This window comes from Amycolatopsis ruanii (assembly GCF_003385175.1).
Taxonomy (GTDB): Bacteria; Actinomycetota; Actinomycetes; order Mycobacteriales; family Pseudonocardiaceae; genus Amycolatopsis_E; species Amycolatopsis_E thermalba.
The window spans coordinates 1-19,558 of sequence record NZ_PQHY01000083.1 but is presented as its reverse complement, the minus strand read 5'-3'; the positions used below and the strand labels follow the sequence as shown (position 1 = coordinate 19,558).

Below are 19,558 nucleotides of genomic sequence, written 5' to 3'. Positions count from 1 at the left end.
CCGCCGCGTCACTGGCCGGCAAGCCGCTGACCAGCGTGAGGAACGCTACCACCGGCGAATCTGGCCCCGGGGCGGGATCCTGCGTAATCTTGATGGGATCGCGCGACGCGTATGCTCGGTCGGAGGCGCCGAAGGCAGCCCATCAAGAACGATGTCGTTCCTCGCAGCCAGATCGTTACCGATCGGATGAGAAAATCCACACTCCGAGAGGGTGCCCTCATGTTTCCTGGGTGTTAAGGTCGCGCTAATCCAAGGGCCATCGTCGTCCCTGCAGCAGTACCGGGGGAACTTTCCGAACTGAGCATTGAGACGACGAAGGAGGTCCCCGCATGATCTTCTCCGCCAACCCGGGCAAGCAGGGCCTGTACGACCCTGCCACGGAGCAGGATTCCTGCGGTGTGGCGATGGTGGCCGACATTCAGGGCCGGCGCACCCACGCCATCGTCACGGACGGGCTGACGGCGCTGATCAACCTGGACCACCGGGGCGCCGCGGGCGCCGAACCGACCTCCGGCGACGGCGCCGGGATCCTCGTGCAGCTGCCCGACCAGCTGCTCCGCGAGGAGGCCGGCTTCGAGCTGCCCGAACCCGACGCGCAGGGCCACCACCGCTATGCCGCCGGCATCGCGTTCCTGCCCACCGAGGAGGAGGCGCGCGGCAAGGCCGTCGCGCTGATCGAGCGCCTGGCCGACGAGGAGAGCCTCGACGTGCTGGGCTGGCGCGAGGTCCCGGTCGACGCCGACGCCGCCGACATCGGCCCCACCGCGCGGTCGGTGATGCCGCACTTCGCCATGCTGTTCGTGGCGGGCAAGCCGGACGCCGACGGCGTGCGCCCCGCCGGCCTGGAGCTGGACCGGCTCGCCTTCTGCCTGCGCAAGCGCGTCGAGCACGAGAGCGTGGTCGCCGAGTGCGGCACGTACTTCCCGTCGCTGTCCGCGCGCACCATGGTCTACAAGGGAATGCTCACGCCCGAGCAGCTCCCGGCGTTCTTCGGCGACCTGCGCGACCCGCGGCTGACCAGTGCGATCGCGTTGGTGCACAGCCGGTTCTCCACCAACACGTTCCCGTCGTGGCCGCTGGCGCACCCGTTCCGGTTCGTCGCGCACAACGGTGAGATCAACACGATCCGCGGCAACCGCAACCGCATGCGGGCCCGTGAGGCGCTGCTGGAGTCGGGTGTCATCCCGGGCGACCTGACCCGGCTCTACCCGGTGTGCTCGCCGGACGCGTCGGACTCGGCGTCGTTCGACGAGGTCCTCGAACTGCTGCACCTGGGCGGCCGCAGCCTGCCGCACGCCGTGCTGATGATGATCCCGGAGGCGTGGGAGAACCACACCACCATGGACCCGCGGCGGCGCGCGTTCTACCAGTTCCACGCGAGCCTGATGGAGCCGTGGGACGGCCCGGCGTGCGTCACGTTCACCGACGGCGCGCTCGTCGGCGCGGTGCTGGACCGCAACGGCCTGCGCCCGTGCCGCTGGTGGCGCACCGCCGACGACCGCGTCGTGCTGGCCAGCGAGGCCGGTGTGCTGGACGTGCCGCCGGACCAGGTGGTCGCCAAGGGCCGCCTCAAGCCGGGCCGCATGTTCCTGGTGGACACCGAGGCCGGCCGCATCGTCGCCGACGACGAGATCAAGTCGGAGCTGGCCCAGCAGCACCCGTACGAGGAGTGGCTGCACGCCGGCCTGCTGCAGCTGGCCGATCTGGCCGACCGCGATCACGTCACGCAGAGCCACGACTCGGTGCTGCGCCGTCAGCTCGCCTTCGGCTACTCCGAGGAGGAGCTGAAGATCCTGCTCGCGCCGATGGCGGAGAAGGGCGCCGAGCCGCTGGGCTCGATGGGCACCGACACCCCGCCCGCCGTGCTGTCCAAGCGGTCGCGCCAGCTCTACGACTACTTCAAGCAGGCCTTCGCGCAGGTGACCAACCCGCCGCTGGACGCGATCCGCGAGGAGCTGGTCACGTCGATGAGCCGGATCATGGGTCCCGAGCGCAACCTGCTCGACCCGGGCCCGGCCTCGTGCCGGCACATCCAGCTGCCGTACCCGGTCATCGACAACGACGAGCTGGCCAAGCTCATCCACATCAACGACGACGGCGACCTGCCGGGCTTCGCCTGCACCGTCCTGTCCGGACTGTTCGAAGTGGACGGCGGCGGCAAGGCGCTGGCGGAGGCGATCGAGCGGGTGCGCCGCGAGGCGTCCGAGGCGATCGCGGCCGGCGCGCGCACGCTCGTGCTGTCCGACCGGGACTCCGACCACAAGATGGCGCCGATCCCGTCGCTGCTGCTGGTCTCCGCGGTGCACCACCACCTGGTGCGCACCAAGGAACGGCTGCGCGTGGCGCTCGTGGTGGAAAGCGGTGACGCCCGCGAGGTCCACCACATCGCGCTGCTGCTCGGCTACGGCGCCGCGGCGGTGAACCCGTACCTGGCCTTCGAGACGATCGAGGACATGATCGCGCAGGGCGCGATCACCGGGATCGAGCCGCGCAAGGCGGTGCGCAACTACGTCAACGCGCTGGTCAAGGGCGTCCTGAAGATCATGTCCAAGATGGGCATCTCGACCGTCGGCGCCTACACCGCGGCGCAGGTGTTCGAGTCCTTCGGGCTGTCGCAGGAACTGCTCGACGAGTACTTCACCGGCACGGTGTCCAAGCTCGGCGGCGTCGGTCTCGACGTGCTCGCCGAGGAGGTCGCCGTCCGGCACCGCCGGGCCTACCCGGACAACCCGACCGACCGCGTGCACCGCCGTCTCGACACCGGCGGCGAGTACGCCTACCGCCGCGAGGGCGAGCTGCACCTGTTCACGCCGGAGACGGTGTTCCTGCTGCAGCACGCCAGCAAGACCCGCCGCGACGAGGTGTACCGGCGCTACACCGAAGAGGTGCACCGCCTCTCCCGCGAGGGCGGCGCGCTGCGCGGGTTGTTCAAGTTCCGCAAGGAGGGCCGCACGCCGGTCCCGATCGACGAGGTCGAGTCGGTCGAGTCGATCTGCAGGCGGTTCAACACCGGCGCGATGTCCTACGGCTCCATCTCGGCCGAGGCGCACCAGACGCTCGCGATCGCGATGAACCGCATCGGCGGCCGGTCCAACACCGGTGAGGGCGGCGAGGACCCGGAGCGGCTCTACGACCCCGAGCGGCGCAGCGCGATCAAGCAGGTCGCCAGCGGCCGGTTCGGCGTCACCAGCGAGTACCTGGTCAACGCCGACGACATCCAGATCAAGATGGCGCAGGGCGCCAAGCCAGGCGAGGGCGGCCAGCTGCCGCCGAACAAGGTGTACCCGTGGATCGCGCGCACCCGGCACTCCACGCCGGGCGTCGGCCTGATCTCGCCGCCGCCGCACCACGACATCTACTCGATCGAGGACCTGGCGCAGCTGATCCACGACCTGAAGAACGCCAACGAGAAGGCCCGCATCCACGTGAAGCTGGTCAGCTCGCTGGGCGTCGGCACGGTCGCGGCCGGGGTGTCGAAGGCGCACGCCGACGTCGTGCTGATCTCCGGTCACGACGGCGGCACCGGCGCCTCGCCCCTGAACTCGCTCAAGCACGCGGGCACGCCGTGGGAGATCGGCCTGGCCGAGACCCAGCAGACCCTGATGCTGAACGGGCTGCGCGACCGCATCACCGTGCAGGTCGACGGCGCGATGAAGACCGGCCGCGACGTGGTGGTCGCGGCGCTGCTCGGCGCCGAGGAGTACGGCTTCGCCACCGCGCCGCTGATCGTGGCCGGCTGCATCATGATGCGCGTCTGCCACCTCGACACCTGCCCGGTCGGGGTCGCCACCCAGAGCCCGGAGCTGCGCAAGCGCTACACCGGGCAGGCCGAGCACGTGGTGAACTACTTCCGGTTCGTCGCGCAGGAGGTCCGCGAGCTGCTGGCCGAGCTGGGTTTCCGCACCCTGGACGAGGCCATCGGCCGGGCCGACGTGCTGGACACCGACGAGGCGGTCGACCACTGGAAGGCCGGCGGCCTGGACCTGAAGCCGATCTTCGAGATGCCGGCCGACACCCCGTACGGCGGTGCCCGGCGCAAGATCCGCGAGCAGGACCACGGCCTCGAGCACGCCCTGGACCGCACGCTCATCCAGCTGTCCGAGGCGGCCCTGGAGGACGCGCACCCGGTGCGGCTGGAACTGCCGGTGCGCAACGTCAACCGCACCGTGGGCACGCTGCTGGGGTCGGAGATCACCCGCCGCTACGGCGGTGAGGGCCTGCCCGACGGCACGATCCACATCCGGCTCGTCGGATCGGCGGGGCAGTCGCTGGGCGCGTTCCTGCCGCGCGGCGTCACGCTGGAGATGGTGGGCGACGCCAACGACTACGTCGGCAAGGGCCTGTCCGGCGGCCGCATCATCGTGCGGCCGCACCCGGACGCGACGTTCGCCGCCGAGCGTCAGGTCATCGCCGGCAACACGCTGGCCTACGGAGCGACCGCGGGGGAGATGTTCCTGCGCGGTCAGGTGGGCGAGCGGTTCTGCGTACGCAACTCGGGCGCCACCGTCGTCGCCGAGGGCGTGGGCGACCACGCCTTCGAATACATGACCGGTGGCCGTGCCGTGGTGCTCGGTCCGACCGGCCGCAACCTCGCCGCGGGCATGTCCGGCGGTATCGGCTACGTCCTCGACCTCGACGAGGGCAGCGTCAACCGCGAGATGGTCGAGCTGCTCCTGCTCGAGCCCGAGGATCTGAACTGGTTGAAGGACATCGTGACCCGACACCACGAACTCACCCGCTCGGCGGTCGCCGCGTCGCTGCTCGGCGACTGGCCGCGCCGGTCGGCGAGCTTCACCAAGGTCATGCCGCGCGACTACAAGCGCGTGCTGGAGGCGACCAGGGCCGCCAAGGCCGCCGGGCGCGACGTCGACGAGGCGATCATGGAGGTGGCGTCTCGTGGCTGACCCCAAGGGCTTCCTGAAGTACGAGCGGGTCGAGCCGCCCAAGCGCCCCAAGGAGCACCGCGCCGAGGACTGGCGCGAGGTCTACGCCGACCTCGAGCCCGCCGAGCGCGACCAGCAGGTGCGCACCCAGGCCACCCGCTGCATGGACTGCGGCATCCCGTTCTGCCACTCGGCCGGCTCCGGCTGCCCGCTGGGCAACCTCATCCCGGAGTGGAACGACCTGGTGCGCCGCGGCGACTGGGCCGCGGCCAGCGACCGGCTGCACGCGACCAACAACTTCCCGGAGTTCACCGGGAAGCTGTGCCCGGCGCCGTGCGAGGCGGGCTGCACGCTGTCCATCTCGCCGCTGTCCGGCGGACCGGTCGCGATCAAGCGCGTCGAGGCGACGATCGCGGAGAAATCGTGGGAGCTGGGCCTGGCCCAGCCGCAGGTCGCCGAGGTGGCCAGCGGTCAGCGGGTCGCCGTGGTCGGGTCCGGCCCGGCCGGGCTCGCCGCCGCCCAGCAGCTCACCGGCGCCGGGCACGACGTGACCATCTTCGAGCGGGACGACCGGCTCGGCGGGCTGCTCCGCTACGGCATCCCCGAGTTCAAGATGGAGAAGAAGCACCTCGACAAGCGCCTGGCCCAGCTCAAGAAGGAGGGCACGCAGTTCGTCACCGGCTGCGAGGTGGGCGTCGACATCACCGTCGAGGAGCTGCGGGCGCGCTACGACGCGGTCGTGCTCGCGGTGGGCGCGCTGCGCGGCCGCGACGACACCACCACGCCGGGCCGGGAGCTGCGGGGCATCCACCTGGCGATGGAGCACCTGGTGCCGGCCAACAAGCAGTGCGAGGGCGACGGGCCGTCGCCGATCCACGCGCACGGCAAGCACGTCGTGATCATCGGCGGCGGTGACACCGGCGCCGACTCCTACGGCACCGCGATCCGCCAGGGCGCGGCGTCGGTGACCCAGCTGGACCAGTACCCGATGCCGCCGGCCACCCGGGACGACGACCGGTCGCCGTGGCCGACGTGGCCGTACGTGCTGCGCACCTACCCGGCGCACGAGGAGGGCGGCGAGCGGAAGTTCGGCGTCGCCGTGCGCCGGTTCGTGGGCGACGAGAACGGGCACGTCCGCGCCATCGAGCTGCAGCGGGTCAAGGTCGTCAAGGACCCGGAGACCGGGCGCCGCGAGGTCCTGCCGGTGTCGGACGAGATCGAGGAGATCCCGGCCGACCTGGTGCTGTTCGCGATCGGCTTCGAGGGCGTGGAGCACATGCGGCTGCTCGACGACCTGGGCATCCGGCTGACCCGGCGCGGCACCATCTCGTGCGGCCCGGACTGGCAGACCGAGGCCCCGGGCGTGTTCGTCTGCGGCGACGCCCACCGCGGCGCCTCGCTGGTGGTGTGGGCGATCGCCGAGGGCCGCTCGGTGGCGCACGCGGTGGACGCCTACCTGACCGGCGCGTCGGACCTGCCGGCGCCGGTGCATCCGACGGCGCTGCCGCTCGCTGTGGTGTAAGCACGCGCATCGGCCGTTCGGGCTCACCCTGGGCCCGAACGGCCGATTGTTCACTCTGTCGTGGCCGCCTAACTTTCGGTGGCAACGAACGGTCGGCAGACGGGTGAGCGTCATGAAGCGAACAGGTATCCGGGCACTGGTCCTCGCGGCGGTCGCCGCGGTCACCACGGCCGTGTTCAGCGCGCCCGCCACGGCGGCGCCCGGACCGGCGATCCACGTGCAGGGCGCCGGTGCGGCCGAGTACTGGACGCCCGAGAAGATGCGCTCGGCCAAGCCGCTGGACAACCTGCTCACCGCCGCGCGCAACGTCACCGCCGACGTGCGGACCGCGGTCCCGCGCCTGCTCCCGTCCCGGACCTCGAAGGCCAGCACCGGCGACCCGTGGACCGGCGGCGGCGCGGTGACGCACACCGCGGGCCGGGTCTTCTTCACCTTCAACGGCTCCCCGGCTTCGTGCAGCGGGGACGCGGTCACCAGCGCCAACCGCAGTGTGGTCATCACGGCCGGGCACTGCGTGAAGTACCAGGGCAGCTGGCACACCGACTGGATCTTCGTGCCGGGCTACGACAACGGCAACGCCCCGTACGGCGAATGGGCCGCGACGACCACCCTCACCACGCCGCAGTGGCAGGCCAGCGAAGATCTGGCTTACGACGTCGGCGCCGCGGTGGTGGCGCCGCTGAACGGCCGGTACCTCACCGATGTGGTGGGCGCGCAGGGCATCGCCTTCAACCAGCCGCGCGGCCAGGTGATGTACAGCTTCGGCTACCCCGCCGAGCCGCCCTACGACGGCAGCGAACTGACCTACTGCGCCGGCCGCACCTTCAACGACGCGCTCGGCTCCGGCGACCTGGGCATGCGGTGCGACATGACGGGCGGCTCCAGCGGCGGCCCGTGGTTCCTGAACTTCGACACCTCGACCGGGACCGGAATCCAGAACTCGGTGAACAGCTTCGGCTACACCTTCCTGCCCGGCGTGATGTTCGGCCCGTACTTCGGCGCGGACGCGGAGGCGCTCTACAACGCGGCCGCGTCGCGGTAGGTCCTATTCGGTTGCCCCGGACCGGGCCGGTCCGATAGGAAACCCGCATGCTGAAGGGTGACCTGGTCGGGCTGCGCGCCCGGCACGAGGCCGACATCCCGGTCCTGCGCACGGAGCTGTACGACGACGTGGTGACCGGCTCGCGAGCGGACAGCCGGCCCTGGCGGCCGCTCCGGCCGGACACGAAGGACCCGCGCCTCGTGGGGGACGACACCGACCCGGGGCACGTGCCGTTCTCCGTGGTGGAGCTGGCGGGCGACACGCTGATCGGCACGGCGACGATGTGGGGCATCGACACCCACCACCGGTCCGCGCACATCGGGCTGGGGCTGCTGCCGTCCGCGCGCGGCAAGGGCTACGGCACCGACGTCGTCGCCGTGCTGTGCCACTACGGTTTCGTCGTGCGCGGCCTGCACCGGCTGCAGATCGAGACGCTGGCGGACAACTTCCCGATGCTGCGCGCCGCCGAGCGCAACGGCTTCGTCCGTGAGGGCGTACTGCGTTCCTCCTCCTGGGTGATGGGCGAGTTCCTGGACGAGGTGCTGCTCGGGCTGCTCGCCGAGGACTGGCAAGGGAATTAGGCCGCCCGCCCGCCAGCCCACCACCACCCTCAACGGACGCGCTCCGCGCGGCCCCTGATCCCGGTTCTCAGGCCGGCGGCGGTTGAATGGGGCATGACCTCCGCGAGGCAAGAACCCGTCATCGAACGCGGCGTCTTCGCCCGGCTGGGGCGGCTGGTCGTGCATCGGCCCTGGTGGGTGATCGCCGCCTGGGTCGTGCTGGCCGTGGTGGTGATCTTCACCGCGCCGGCGCTGCCCCGAAGCACGGACGAAAGCGACGCCCTGCCCCGGGACTACGAGTCCATCCAGGCCATGACCCTGGGCCAGGAAGCGTTTCCGGCCGCGTTCACCCCGTCGATGCTCGTCGTGTTCTACCGCGGCGACAACGCGCCGCTGACCGCGGCCGACACCCAGAAGGCCGGCGAAGTCGTGGCCGGCCTGACCGGCAAGCGCCTGCCGGACGTCGAGCTGATCTCGCCGGCCGTCCCGGCACCCGACAACGTCGTGCAGATCTCCGCGGTGAAGATGCCGCAGCTGTCCTCGGCCAACGCGCAGCAGCTGACCGAGTCGGCGAAGCAGTTCCGCGGCGAACTCCAGGCGTTGCTCGGCGGCGGTGACCTGAAGGCGGCGACCACCGGCAGCGTGGCCCAGCAGCTCGACGTGCAGGAGGCGTCGGGCAGCGCGGACGCCGTCGTCGGCATCGCGACCGTGCTGCTGATCCTCGTGCTGCTGCTGGTGATCTTCCGCAGCCCGGTGATCGCGCTGCTGCCGATCGTCCTGATCGGGATCGTGTCGCAGATCGCGAACGGCCTCATCTCCTGGGTGGTGAAGCTGTTCGGGATGCAGACCGACGCGTCGATCTCGTCGATCCTGATCGTGGTGCTGTTCGGCGTCGGCACCGACTACATCCTGTTCCTGATGTTCCGGTTCCGCGAACGGCTGCGGGCCGGGGACGAACCGAGGCAGGCGATGGTCACCGCGGTGAGCCGCGTCGGCGAGGCGATCACGTCCGCGGCCGCCGTCGTGATCATCGCGTTCCTGTCGATGGCCCTGTCGTTGTTCGGGTTCTTCCGCTCGATGGGGCCGTCGCTGGCGATCGCGGTCGCGGTGACGCTGCTGCGCGGGCTGACCCTGGTGCCGGCTGTGGTGTCGCTGCTGGGCGCCAAGGTGTTCTGGCCGTCGAAGTCGTGGCGGGCCGAGCCGACCGGAGCGCGGTTCACGGCGATCGGGCGGAGCCTGGGGCGCAAGCCGGCGATCTTCGCGGCCGTGTCCGGTGTCGTGATGGCGGCGCTGGCGGCCGGGCTGGTCAACTTCAACCCGACGTTCGACCTGGCGTCCGGGTCGATGCCGGACACCGCCGAATCGCAGGTCGGGCTGCGGCAGCTGGAACGCGGGCTGCCGCCGGGGACGACCTCGCCGACGAGCGTCTACCTGCACAGTGACAGTGGCGTGCTGGACGCTGCGGCGCTGCCGTCGTTCGGGGAGCGGCTGCGGGCCGTGCCGGGCGTGGGGCAGGTCGGGCAGCCGCAGGTCAGCACCGACGGCGCGACGGCCAGCTTCGCGGTGACCCTGACCGACGACCCGAGTTCGGACGCCGCGATCGACACGGTGGCGGGCCCGCTGCGGACGGCCGCGCACGAGGGTGCTCCGCCGGGCGCGCGGGCGCTGGTCGGCGGTGAGACGGCGGTGTACGTCGACATCCAGGACACGATGAACCGCGACTACCGGGTGGTGTTCCCGGTGGCGGCGGTGCTGATCATGCTGGTGCTGGCGTTGCTGCTGAGGAGTGTGGTGTCGCCGTGGTACGTGATGGCGTCGGTGGGGCTCGGCTTCGCGGCGACGCTGGGCGCGACGACGCTGCTGTTCCAGAACGCGATCGGCGAGACCGGGCTGATCTTCATGATCCCGCTGATCATCTACATGTTCGTGGTCGCGCTGGGGACGGACTACAACATCCTGATGATGGCGCGGCTGCGTGAAGAGGCGAAGAACGGTCATTCGCCGAGGGAGGCGGCGGCGCTGGCGGTGCGCCACACGGGCCCGACGATCGCCGCGGCGGGCGTCATCCTGGCCGGTTCGCTGGGGGCGCTGATGCTGGCGGGCAACGCGCTGCTGGCGGAGATGGGGTTCGCGCTGTCGTTCGGGATCTTGGTGGCGGCGTTCGTGATGGCGATGTTCTTCGTGCCCAGCCTGACGGCGCTCATCGGGCGCGCCGCGTGGTGGCCCGGCCACGGCGACCGGGCGAAGCCCGAACCCGAGCCGGAGCGCGTGCCCCAGGGCTGACCGCGGAACTCGCCGACGGGAGCGTGGAACTCGCGACGCTGAACGTGGAACTCGCCGACGGGAGCGTGGAACTCGCCGACGGGAGCGTGGGACTCGCGGCCGCGCGCGAGTTCCACGCTGGGGCGCGCGAGTCCCACGTCCGGGGCAGCGAGTTCCACGCTCGGGTGCGCGAGTTCTGCGTTCGGGGTGGCCCCCGCCACCTCGGGGCGGATCGTCCCAGCGCACCCCATATCCTGGGGTGGTGAACTGGACCGTGGACGTGCCCGTCGACACCCTTCCCGAGCTGCCGCCCCTGCCGCCGGAACTGCGTGCCCGGCTGGACGACGCCCTGTCCCGCCCGGCCGCCCAGCAGCCGGAGTGGCCCGACGCCGACGCGGTCGACCGGGTCCGCCACCTGCTCGAGGCCGTGCCGCCCATCACCGTGCCCGCCGAGATCGACCGGCTCCAGAGCCGCCTCGCGATGGTCGCCCGGGGGGAGGCCTTCCTGCTCCAGGGCGGCGACTGCGCGGAGACGTTCGAGTCCAACACCGAGCCGCACATCCGCGCCAACCTGCGCACGCTCCTGCAGATGGCCGTCGTCCTCACCTACGGCGCCAGCCTGCCCGTCGTCAAGGTCGGCCGCATCGCCGGGCAGTACGCCAAGCCGCGCTCCAGCAGCACCGACGCGCTCGGCCTGCCCGTCTACCGCGGCGACATCGTCAACTCCCTCGTCGCCAAGCCCGAGCTGCGCGTCCCCGACCCGGGCCGCATGATCCGCGCCTACGCCAACTCCGGCGCCGCGATGAACCTGGTCCGCGCCCTCACCGGCGCCGGCATGGCCGACCTCGCCCAGGTGCACGACTGGAACAAGGACTTCGTGCGCACCTCGCCCGCCGGCGAACGCTACGAGGCCCTGGCCGGCGAGATCGACCGCGGCCTGCGGTTCATGTCCGCGTGCGGGGTCAGCGACACCTCGCTGCACTCCACCGAGATCTTCGCCAGCCACGAGGCCCTGCTGCTCGACTACGAGCGCGCCATGCTGCGGATGGACAACGCCAACGCGGCCAACCCGAAGCTCTACAACCTCTCGTCGCACTTCCTGTGGATCGGCGAGCGCACCCGCCAGCTCGACGGCGCCCACATCGCCCTCGCCGAGCTGCTCGCCAACCCGATCGGCGTCAAGATCGGCCCGACCACCACGCCCGAGCAGGCCGTGGAGTACGTCGAGCGGCTCGACCCGCGCAACGAGCCCGGCCGCGTCACCCTCATCTCCCGCATGGGCAACGGCAAGGTCCGCGACGTCCTGCCGGCCATCGTGGAGAAGGTCGAGGCCACCGGGCACAAGGTGATCTGGCAGTGCGACCCGATGCACGGCAACACCCACGAGTCCTCCACCGGCTACAAGACCCGCCACTTCGACCGCATCATCGACGAGGTCCAGGGCTTCTTCGAGGTGCACCACAAGCTGGGCTCCTACCCGGGCGGCATCCACGTCGAGCTGACCGGCGAGGACGTCACCGAGTGCCTGGGTGGGGCGCAGGAGATCTCCGACTCGGATCTGGCCGGGCGGTACGAGACGGCCTGCGATCCGCGGCTGAACACGCAGCAGTCGCTGGAGCTGGCGTTTCTCGTGGCGGAGATGCTTCGGGGCTGACGCCCGCTCAGACCGCGAACCTGTCCTCGGCCGCCTCCCGCGGGCGTTGGAGCGGCGCGGGTAGCTCGAATTCCGCCACGGTGCGCCACGGGCCGTGTTCGTCGTCGCCGGCGACCAGGTGGACCCGGTCGATCCAGGCTCGCACCGGGAGTGCCGTGGCCAGCTCCGCCGCGGCGCGTCGGCGGGTGTGGGCGTCGCCCGTGCGGTGGTCCACCACCGTCAGGTGGGGGACCGTGTCGGGGTGCTCGCCGCCGTAGGGCGGGTGCGCCGGGAACCGCTCGCACACCGCCTGCGTCAGCGCCCGGAAGTGCTGGTCCGGCTCCGGCGCCAGCCACACCACCTCCGACCCGAACCACCCGACCTGCGAGAACTCGCACTCGAACGCCTCGATCCCGACCAGCGCCGCCTTCAGGTCGGCCACCGTCCGCGCGTCGATGTCCCGCGGCGCGACGAACGGGTACAGCACGGTCACGTGGGCGGGCACGCTCCGCCGGTGCCGGGTGACCAGGTGGTCCGTCTCGGGGACGGGCACGACGATGGCACTCTTCGTGGCACGGCGAAGCCACTGCGCGTCGGGGACCGGCATGGCTTCATCATGACTGAAGCCGCCCCGGATGTTTAGATCGACCGCTCGTACAGAGCAGCGGCCGACTTCAGCACCGCGTCCCGCAGCGAACCGGTGTCCGGCACCGCGTCGCCGTTCATCTGCAGTCCGATGTGGACGTGGTCGCCGTACGTGGCGGCCGCGATGCCCACCGCGTGCCGCGGCGCCAGCGGCACGAACGGGTAGATCTCGCACAACCGCGCGCCGTCCAGCGACAGGTCCAGCTTCGGCAGCGGCACGTTCGTGATCACCGTGTCGAACAGGACCCCCGCCGCCTTTCCGGCCACCTTCGCCGCCAGCCGGTGCAGCCCCGGGGGCAACCGGTCGGCCAGCACCGGCAGCGCACCCGCCCCGCGCTGCGGCCCCGCGGCCTTGTTCCGGTTCATCGACCAGCGGATCTCCCGCAACCGCCGCACCGGATCGTCCAGGTGCACCGGCAGATCGCACAGGTACCCGGACAGCTGGTTGGCGCCCCAGCCGCCCTCCCGCGCCCGCAGACTCACCGGGATCAGGCCCCGCAGGGTGCGCGCGTCCGGCCGCTGACCGCGGTTGATCATCCACTCGCGCAGCGCCCCGGCCAGCACCGCGAGGACCACGTCGTTGGGGGTGCCGCCGTGCGCGGCCCGGATGGCGCGGATGTCGGCGACCGGCAGCTGGACGAACCCGAGCCGCCTGCTGGCCGAATCCGGCGCGCTCAGCGGCGACGACGGGTACGGCCGGGCGGCCCGCAGGATCGCCGACGCGATCGCCGCGTTCTCCCCGGCCTGGCTGACCGCCTCCGTCACGCCGTCCCTCAGCGCCTCCAGCGGCGACCGCGGATCGGCGGGCCGGTCGGCCGCCTCGACGAGCATCCGCGTGATCGGCAGCTCGTCCAGCAGCCCGGCGGCCACCGCGAACGCGCCGGCGCCGTCGGTGAACGCGTGGTGCAGCTTGAGCAGCAGCGCGAACCGGTTTTCCGCCAGCCCGGTCACCACGTGCACGTCCCACAGCGGCCGGTCCATCGGCAGCGGCTGCTCGATCCACTCGGCCGCGTGCGCCGCGAGCGGGTCGTCGGCGTAGAACCCGGTGAGCCGGTGCACGTGGATGTGCCTGCGCGGGTCGAATGCCGGGTCCGGCGCCCAGGCCGCGCCGCCCGGCGGGAAGAGCGACGGGCGAACCCGCAGGCGCAGGCGCGGCATCCGCGCCGCCCGGCGCGCGAGCAGCTCGGCCACCGCGTGGGGATCGATCGGTCCGTCCGGTTGGAAGATCACCGCCGCCCCCATGTGCATGGGCGTCGATTCTCCTTCCAGGCAAAGGAAAGCCACGTCCAGCCCACTGAGCTGACGGCGAGCCATAGACGACCCCTCTACGGTCGGTGACACGGGATTGCCTGCTACTTGAGCAAACGGACGTGACGAAACGGTAGTCCATTTGTTTCCGCAGCGCTAACGGCTCCCGATTCTCACTCGAATGGGGTATCGGTCCTTTGTGGACGCGAAAACGCGCTCATCTCCTTGTTGATCAAGGAAATACTTGCAGTTTCACCTTCTTGCCGCGTTCCACCCACTCGCCGGGCTCGGGATCCTGCCCGACGACGATCGAGAAGTTCCGCGTGCGGCCCTGGACGTCGGCCTGCAGGCCGGCGTCGGACAGCAGCTGGATTGCGTCCTGCACGGGCCGCCCGAGCACGGACGGGACCTCGACCGCGGAGGACGTGAACACGCCGACACGTTTGCTGCCCTGGCCGTCGATCGTGGTGCCGGCTGCCGGAGTGGTGCGGGTGACGCTGCCGTTCGGCACGTCCTCGGCGAACTCGGTGCCGGCATCGTAGGGCTCGAACCCGGCCTCCTTCAACCGCTGGAACGCCTCGTTGCGGCTCAGCCCCACGACGCTGGGCACCGGGGTCGGCGGCGCGCCCTGCGACAGGCCGATCCGCACCGGCGAGCCGATGGTCAGCTGCGTACCCGGCCGCGGGTCGACCACGAGCACCTTCCCGGCCGGTACCGAGGTGCTGTAGCCGTCGATGGCCTCGTCCCGCCGCGGCGTCAGCCCGGCCGCCTTGACGGCCGCCTCCGCCTGGGCCAGCTCGGTGCCCGGGCTGATGTCGGGCACCGTCGGGCGGCCGGAGGACAGCACCAGGGTGACCGCGCTGTTCTTCGGCACCGACGACCCGGCCTGCGGATCGCTGCCGATGGCCTTGCCCGCGCCGACGGTGTCGCTGAACTGGCGCACCACGGTCACCGACAGGCCGGCGTCGTGCAGGGTCTTCTCGGCCGTGGCCTGGTCCATGCCGGACACCGGCGGGACGGCGATGGTGTCCGCGCCCTTCTCACCGACGCTGAACCACCACACCCCGGCGCCGACCAGCGCCACCACCAGCGCGGCGATGACGGCCCACAGCACGACCGGCCGCCGCTGGACCAGCGTCCGCTGGTCCTCCTCCTCCGGCGGCGGCACGGGCGCGGCCTGCGGCCGGATCATCGCCCGGGTACCGCGCGGGCCCGTGACCGGGTTCGTGGCCGCGACCGGGGAGAACGCGGGCACGGTCTTCTCGGGGTCCACCGGGGCGACCGGCACCGACTTGGGCGGCAGCACCGCCTTGGGGGGCAGCACCGCCTTGGGGGGCAGCACCGCCTTGGGGGGCAGCACCGCCTTGGGGGGCAGCACCGGGATCGGCGCGGGCGCGATCCCCAGCGCCGCCCGCACGCGGCGCAGCTCCTGCAGGAACGCGCCGGCGTCCGCGGGCCGCGCCTCCGGGTCGCGGCGCGTGGCACGCAGCACCAGGTCGTCCAGCACCGCGGGGATGCCCGGCTGGACCGTGCTGGGCGCCGGGACGTCGTCGTTCACGTGCCGGTAGGCGACCGAGATGGCGGTGTCGCCGGTGTAGGGCACCTGGCCGGTGAGCATCTCGTAGAGCACGATGCCGGCCGAGTAGACGTCGCCGCGTTCGCCCGCCACGCCGGTGGTGACCTGCTCGGGCGCCAGGTAGGCGACGGTGCCCAGGATGATGCTCGAACTGGTGGTGCCCGCGCTCGCGACGGCGCGCACGAGACCGAAGTCGGCGACCTTCACCACCCCGGTCGGGGGATGCCCGGTGGAGCCGATGAGCACGTTCTCCGGCTTCACGTCGCGGTGCACGAGCCCGGCCAGGTGCGCGGCCGACAGGGCGGAGAGCATCTGCTCGGCCACGCTCAGCGCCAGCGGCACGTCCAGCCTGCCCCGCTGGTCCAGCAGGTCCCGCAGCGTGCCGCCGTCGACCAGCTCCATCACCAGGAACACGTGCGAGCGGTCCCCGGCCACGTCGACGCCCTGGTCGTGCACGGTGACCACGTTCGGGTGGTGCAGCTTCGCGGCCAGCCGCGCCTCGCGCTCGAAACGGTCGACGAACGACCGGTCGTCGGCGAAGCGCGGGTCCATGATCTTGATGGCGACCGGACGGTCCAGCCTCGTGTCCGACCCCCGGTAGACGGCCGACATGCCGCCCCGCGCGAGGAGGCCGTCGACCCGGTAACGCCGCTCCAGGAGCGCCCCGGCCAGGCTGGTGTCCGTGCTCGTCACGCGCCCGATCGTACGGACTTGGCCGGAGTCGGTGGACCCGCCCCGGGCGGCGCGGTTGAGGTTTCGTTACGCCGTTCGCGCGACATTGCGGACAACCAGGCCGGATGTGGCACCCTGTCTTGCGTGAGTGCGATCCCAGTCGCTGATGACGTTCTCGACGCCGACGTGGCCGTGCTGCCGCTCGCGGAAGTGGCGGAGCTGATCGGCCTGTCGGTGAACAAGGTCCGGCAGCTGCTGCGAGACGGCCAGCTGCTCGCCGTGCGCCGCGACATCGCGCTGATGGTCCCGGCCGACTTCTTCGTCGACGGCCAGGCCGTGAAGGGACTGACCGGCCTGCTGACGGTGCTCGCCGACGCCGGGTTCAGCCGCACGGAGATGCTGCGCTGGCTCTACGAGGCGGACGACACGCTGCCCGGCAGCACCCCGATCAACGCCCTGCGCACCAACCACGGCACCGAGGTCAAGCGCCGCGCCCAGGCGATGGCGTTCTGACGGCAGGGGCGGTGCGGCGACCGCACCGCCCCGCCGGGTTCAGCCGTTCTGGGCGTCCCGCCAGGAGATCCACTTCTTCAGCCGGCCCAGGTCGTAGTCCGGGCCGCCCACACCCACGGTGAACAGGCTGACGCCCAGCTCCCGCAGCTTCGGGCCCAGCTCCTCCGGCTCGCCCTCCACGCCGGTGGAGATCTCGATCTCGCCCGCGTCGCGGCCCACGTCGGCGCAGTGCTGCTTGAGGATGCCGACCTTGCGCTCGACCACCTCGGGGTCGCCGAAGCCGTGCCAGATGTCGGCGTGCTGGGCGACCAGCTTCAGCGTCTTCTTCTCGCCGCCGCCGCCGATCAGCACCGGGATCTTGCGGGTGGGCGCCGGGTTGAGCTTGCTCAGCCTGGATTCGATGCGCGGCAGCGCCTCGGCCAGGTCGTCCAGCCGGCCGCCCGCGGTGCCGAAGTCGTAGCCGTACTCGGTGTAGTCCTTCTCGAACCAGCCGGAGCCGATGCCGAGGATCAGCCGCCCGTCGCTGATGTGGTCGACCGTGCGCGCCATGTCGGCGAGCAGCTCCGGGTTGCGGTAGCTGTTGCAGGTGACCAGCGCGCCGATCTCGACCCGCGAGGTCGACTCCGCCCAGGCGGCGAGCATGGTCCAGCACTCGAAGTGCAGGCCGTCGGGGTCGCCGTACAACGGGAAGAAGTGGTCCCAGTTGAAGATGATGTCCACGCCGAGGTCCTCGGCGGCGGACGCGGTGTCGCGGATGGTCCGGTAGTCGGCGTGCTGCGGCTGGAGCTGCAGCCCGATCCGGATCGGCCTGGTGGTGTCGGTCATGCCGCCAGCCTAGCCACATCCCGGGGCGCCCGCGCGGCCCGGCGGAAGGCTTGCCCCACACGGACTTCCACCTGGATCACACTCCAGGTGTCGGTCCACTGTGTACTGCGTCAGAACGTGCGCTGGGTGGCGAGCCGGGCCAGCTCGGCCAGCCGGGTCGCGGCGGGCTCGGCCAGCCGGGCGCGCTCCAGCGCGGCCAGCGCGGTGCCGGTGAGCGCGGTGATCCGCTCCTCCACCGCCTCCACCGCGCCGACCTCGGTCAGCGTGCGCCGCACCGTGTCCACCTCGTCCTCGGCGAGGTCGGCGCCGATCGCGTCGGCGATGAGCTTGTGCTGCTCCGGGTCCTCGGCCAGCTGCAGGCCGAGCGCGACCAGCAGCGTGCGCTTGCCCTCGCGCAGGTCGTCACCGGCGGGCTTGCCGGTGACCGACGGGTCGCCGAACACGCCGAGCAGATCGTCCCGCAGCTGGAACGCCACGCCCAGGTCGTCGCCGAACTCGCGGAGCGTCGTGATGCGCGCCTCGTTCGCGCCGGCCAGCGCGGCGCCCAGGTGCAGCGGGCGCTGCACGGTGTAGGCGGCGGTCTTGAGGCGGCACACCCGCAGCGCGGCCTCGGGCGAGGTGTCGCCGGTGGCCTGCGTGCGCACGTCCAGGTACTGGCCGGCGAGCACCTCGGTGCGCATCGCGCGCCAGGCCGGGCGGGCGGCGTCCAGCGTCGCGGCGGGCAGCGGGGCGCCGGTGAACATGTCGTCGGCCCAGGCCAGGGCCAGGTCGCCGATCAGGACGGCGGCGGCGAGGCCGAACGTCTCCGGCGTGCCGAGCCAGCCGTTCGCGCGGTGCTCGCGGGCGTAGGAGACGTGCACCGTGGGGCGGCCGCGGCGCGAGTCGGAGGAGTCGATGAGGTCGTCGTGGATCAGCGCGCACGCCTGCACCAGTTCGAGGCTGGCGACGGCCCGCAGCACGCCCTCGGTGTCCGGGCCGTCCGGGTCGCCGCCCGTGCCGCGCCAGGCCCACCACGCGAACGTCGGCCGCAGCCGCTTGCCGCCGCCGAGCACGAAATCGGTGAGCGTGTCGACGCCGGAGCCGAACGCGGGCTGCTCGGCCCGGACGGCCGCGCCCGCCTCGGTGAGGAACGCGGCCAGGTGGCGTTCCAGGTGCTGGGGCAGGTCGGCGTCGAAGTCCATGCGCCTATCGTCGACGACAACCGCGCGGCGCGCCGTCCGGGGTGGCCGGGATGTGATCGGCGCCCGTAGGCTCGTTTCCGTGCCCACCCTCGTGACGTTTCACGCCCATCCCGACGACGAGTGCATCGCCTGCGGCGGGGTCATGCGCAAGGCCTTCGAGGAGGGGCACCGGGTCGTGCTGGTCGTCGCGACCCGCGGGGAGCACGGCGAGGTCCCGCCCGGGTTCCTCGCCGACGGGGAGCCGCTGTGGCAGCGCCGGGTCGAGGAGACCCGGGCGGCGGCCGAGATCCTCGGCGCGAAGCGGCTGGAGTTCCTCGGCTACAGCGACTCCGGGATGATGGGCACCCCGGAGAACGACCTGCCCGGCTCGTTCTGGCGGGCCCCGGTGGAGGAGGCGGCGGCCAGGCTCGCGGCGATCCTGCGCGAGGAGCGGGCCGACGTGCTGACCGTCTACGACGACCACGGCACCTACGGCCACCCGGACCACATCCAGGTGCACCGCGTCGGGATGCGCGCGGCCGCGCTGGCCGGCACGCCGCGGGTGTACCAGAACACGATCAACAGCGACCACATGCGGGCCGGGCTGGAGGCGTTCGCCGCGCGGGCCGCCGAGACCGGGGTGCAGGTTCCCGCCGTCGACGGCCTGGGCGAGCTGGGCACACCGGCCGCGGAGATCACCGCCGCGGTCGACGTGACGCCGTGGCTGGAGGCCAAACGCGCGGCGATGCGCGCGCACGCCAGCCAGATCAGCGAGCAGTCACTGTTCCTGGCGATGCCCGATGACGCGTTCGCCCACGCCTTCGGCACCGAGTGGTTCATCCGCGCGGGCCAGGGGCCGGGCATCACCGAGACCGACCTGATGGCGGGGCTCTAGTGTCCTGAGTTATTAATTCGCGTGCAGTAGCGTGCGATGGAGTCAAGGATCTGGTCGGCGGTCTTGGTCCAGACGTAGGGCCGTGGTTCGTTGTTCCAGGTCTCGATCCATGCGCGGATGTC

General features: G+C 71.8%; 13 protein-coding genes and 1 pseudogene. 8 read left to right on the top strand and 6 right to left on the bottom strand.

Annotated elements, in window-relative coordinates:
- Positions 1–329 precede the first annotated feature (329 nt).
- The 6 genes from gltB (at position 330) to D0D28_RS30175 (ending at position 11,923) form a co-directional block, all read left to right on the top strand.
- Positions 330–4,904, top strand: a complete 4,575-nt coding sequence (gene gltB, locus D0D28_RS30205) for a glutamate synthase large subunit (protein ID WP_116114426.1) — start codon at positions 330–332, stop codon at positions 4,902–4,904.
- Positions 4,897–6,405 (top strand): glutamate synthase subunit beta, encoded by a 1,509-nt coding sequence (locus tag D0D28_RS30200; RefSeq protein ID WP_116114424.1) that lies wholly within the window; start codon positions 4,897–4,899, stop codon positions 6,403–6,405. The genes gltB and D0D28_RS30200 overlap by 8 nt, the downstream gene beginning before the upstream one ends.
- A 112-nt stretch (positions 6,406–6,517) precedes the next feature.
- Positions 6,518–7,447, top strand: a complete 930-nt coding sequence (locus tag D0D28_RS30195; protein ID WP_116114421.1) for a trypsin-like serine peptidase — start codon at positions 6,518–6,520, stop codon at positions 7,445–7,447.
- Positions 7,448–7,494: 47 nt separating this feature from the next.
- Entirely contained in the window at positions 7,495–8,028 is a 534-nt protein-coding gene (locus D0D28_RS30190) for a GNAT family N-acetyltransferase (protein WP_116114419.1), read from the top strand.
- Between the two features lie 93 nt (positions 8,029–8,121).
- Positions 8,122–10,290, top strand: coding sequence for an MMPL family transporter (locus D0D28_RS30185; RefSeq protein ID WP_116114417.1), 2,169 nt, complete (start codon positions 8,122–8,124; stop codon positions 10,288–10,290).
- A 241-nt stretch (positions 10,291–10,531) separates the two neighbouring features.
- Positions 10,532–11,923: a class II 3-deoxy-7-phosphoheptulonate synthase gene (locus D0D28_RS30175; RefSeq protein ID WP_094004417.1), complete on the top strand. Its 1,392-nt coding sequence runs from the start codon at positions 10,532–10,534 to the stop codon at positions 11,921–11,923.
- Between the two features lie 7 nt (positions 11,924–11,930).
- On the opposite strand, the gene D0D28_RS30170 is transcribed toward D0D28_RS30175, so the two are convergent.
- The 3 genes from D0D28_RS30170 to pknB form a co-directional block, all read right to left on the bottom strand.
- Entirely contained in the window at positions 11,931–12,509 is a 579-nt protein-coding gene (locus D0D28_RS30170; protein ID WP_094004402.1) for a 2'-5' RNA ligase family protein, read from the bottom strand.
- A 32-nt stretch (positions 12,510–12,541) separates the two neighbouring features.
- A complete protein-coding gene (locus tag D0D28_RS30165) occupies positions 12,542–13,861 on the bottom strand; it encodes a wax ester/triacylglycerol synthase family O-acyltransferase (RefSeq protein ID WP_275895932.1) in 1,320 nt (439 codons plus the stop codon).
- A 166-nt stretch (positions 13,862–14,027) separates the two neighbouring features.
- Positions 14,028–16,064, bottom strand: coding sequence for a Stk1 family PASTA domain-containing Ser/Thr kinase (gene pknB, locus D0D28_RS30160; protein WP_116114411.1), 2,037 nt, complete (start codon positions 16,062–16,064; stop codon positions 14,028–14,030).
- 123 nt (positions 16,065–16,187) lie between these two features.
- Between pknB and D0D28_RS30155 the strand changes: the two genes are divergently transcribed.
- Complete coding sequence (locus tag D0D28_RS30155; protein WP_116114409.1) at positions 16,188–16,556, top strand: Rv2175c family DNA-binding protein; 369 nt, start codon at positions 16,188–16,190, stop codon at positions 16,554–16,556.
- A 39-nt stretch (positions 16,557–16,595) separates the two neighbouring features.
- On the opposite strand, the gene D0D28_RS30150 is transcribed toward D0D28_RS30155, so the two are convergent.
- Together D0D28_RS30150 and D0D28_RS30145 are read right to left on the bottom strand one after the other, a co-directional pair.
- The gene (locus tag D0D28_RS30150) at positions 16,596–17,381 is read right to left on the bottom strand and encodes an LLM class F420-dependent oxidoreductase (protein WP_094004406.1); all 786 of its coding nucleotides are present in this window, start codon (positions 17,379–17,381) and stop codon (positions 16,596–16,598) included.
- A 110-nt stretch (positions 17,382–17,491) separates the two neighbouring features.
- On the bottom strand, positions 17,492–18,562 hold the full coding sequence (locus D0D28_RS30145) for a polyprenyl synthetase family protein (RefSeq protein ID WP_116114407.1): 1,071 nt from the start codon (positions 18,560–18,562) through the stop codon (positions 17,492–17,494).
- 79 nt (positions 18,563–18,641) lie between these two features.
- Between D0D28_RS30145 and D0D28_RS30140 the strand changes: the two genes are divergently transcribed.
- The gene (locus D0D28_RS30140) at positions 18,642–19,436 is read left to right on the top strand and encodes a PIG-L family deacetylase (protein WP_116114405.1); all 795 of its coding nucleotides are present in this window, start codon (positions 18,642–18,644) and stop codon (positions 19,434–19,436) included.
- On the opposite strand, the pseudogene D0D28_RS30135 reads toward D0D28_RS30140, so the two are convergent.
- Positions 19,433–19,558, bottom strand: a pseudogene (locus D0D28_RS30135) (IS630 family transposase); the annotation flags it as partial. The gene D0D28_RS30140 and the pseudogene D0D28_RS30135 overlap by 4 nt on opposite strands.

Coding starts and splice junctions, on each gene's coding strand:
- gltB (WP_116114426.1), top strand. CDS start 330: ATGATCTTCTCCGCCAACCCGGGCAAGCAGGGCCTGTACGACCCTGCC.
- D0D28_RS30195 (WP_116114421.1), top strand. CDS start 6,518: ATGAAGCGAACAGGTATCCGGGCACTGGTCCTCGCGGCGGTCGCCGCG.
- D0D28_RS30190 (WP_116114419.1), top strand. CDS start 7,495: ATGCTGAAGGGTGACCTGGTCGGGCTGCGCGCCCGGCACGAGGCCGAC.
- D0D28_RS30185 (WP_116114417.1), top strand. CDS start 8,122: ATGACCTCCGCGAGGCAAGAACCCGTCATCGAACGCGGCGTCTTCGCC.
- D0D28_RS30170 (WP_094004402.1), bottom strand. CDS start 12,509: ATGCCGGTCCCCGACGCGCAGTGGCTTCGCCGTGCCACGAAGAGTGCC.
- D0D28_RS30165 (WP_275895932.1), bottom strand. CDS start 13,861: ATGGCTCGCCGTCAGCTCAGTGGGCTGGACGTGGCTTTCCTTTGCCTG.
- D0D28_RS30150 (WP_094004406.1), bottom strand. CDS start 17,381: ATGACCGACACCACCAGGCCGATCCGGATCGGGCTGCAGCTCCAGCCG.
- D0D28_RS30145 (WP_116114407.1), bottom strand. CDS start 18,562: ATGGACTTCGACGCCGACCTGCCCCAGCACCTGGAACGCCACCTGGCC.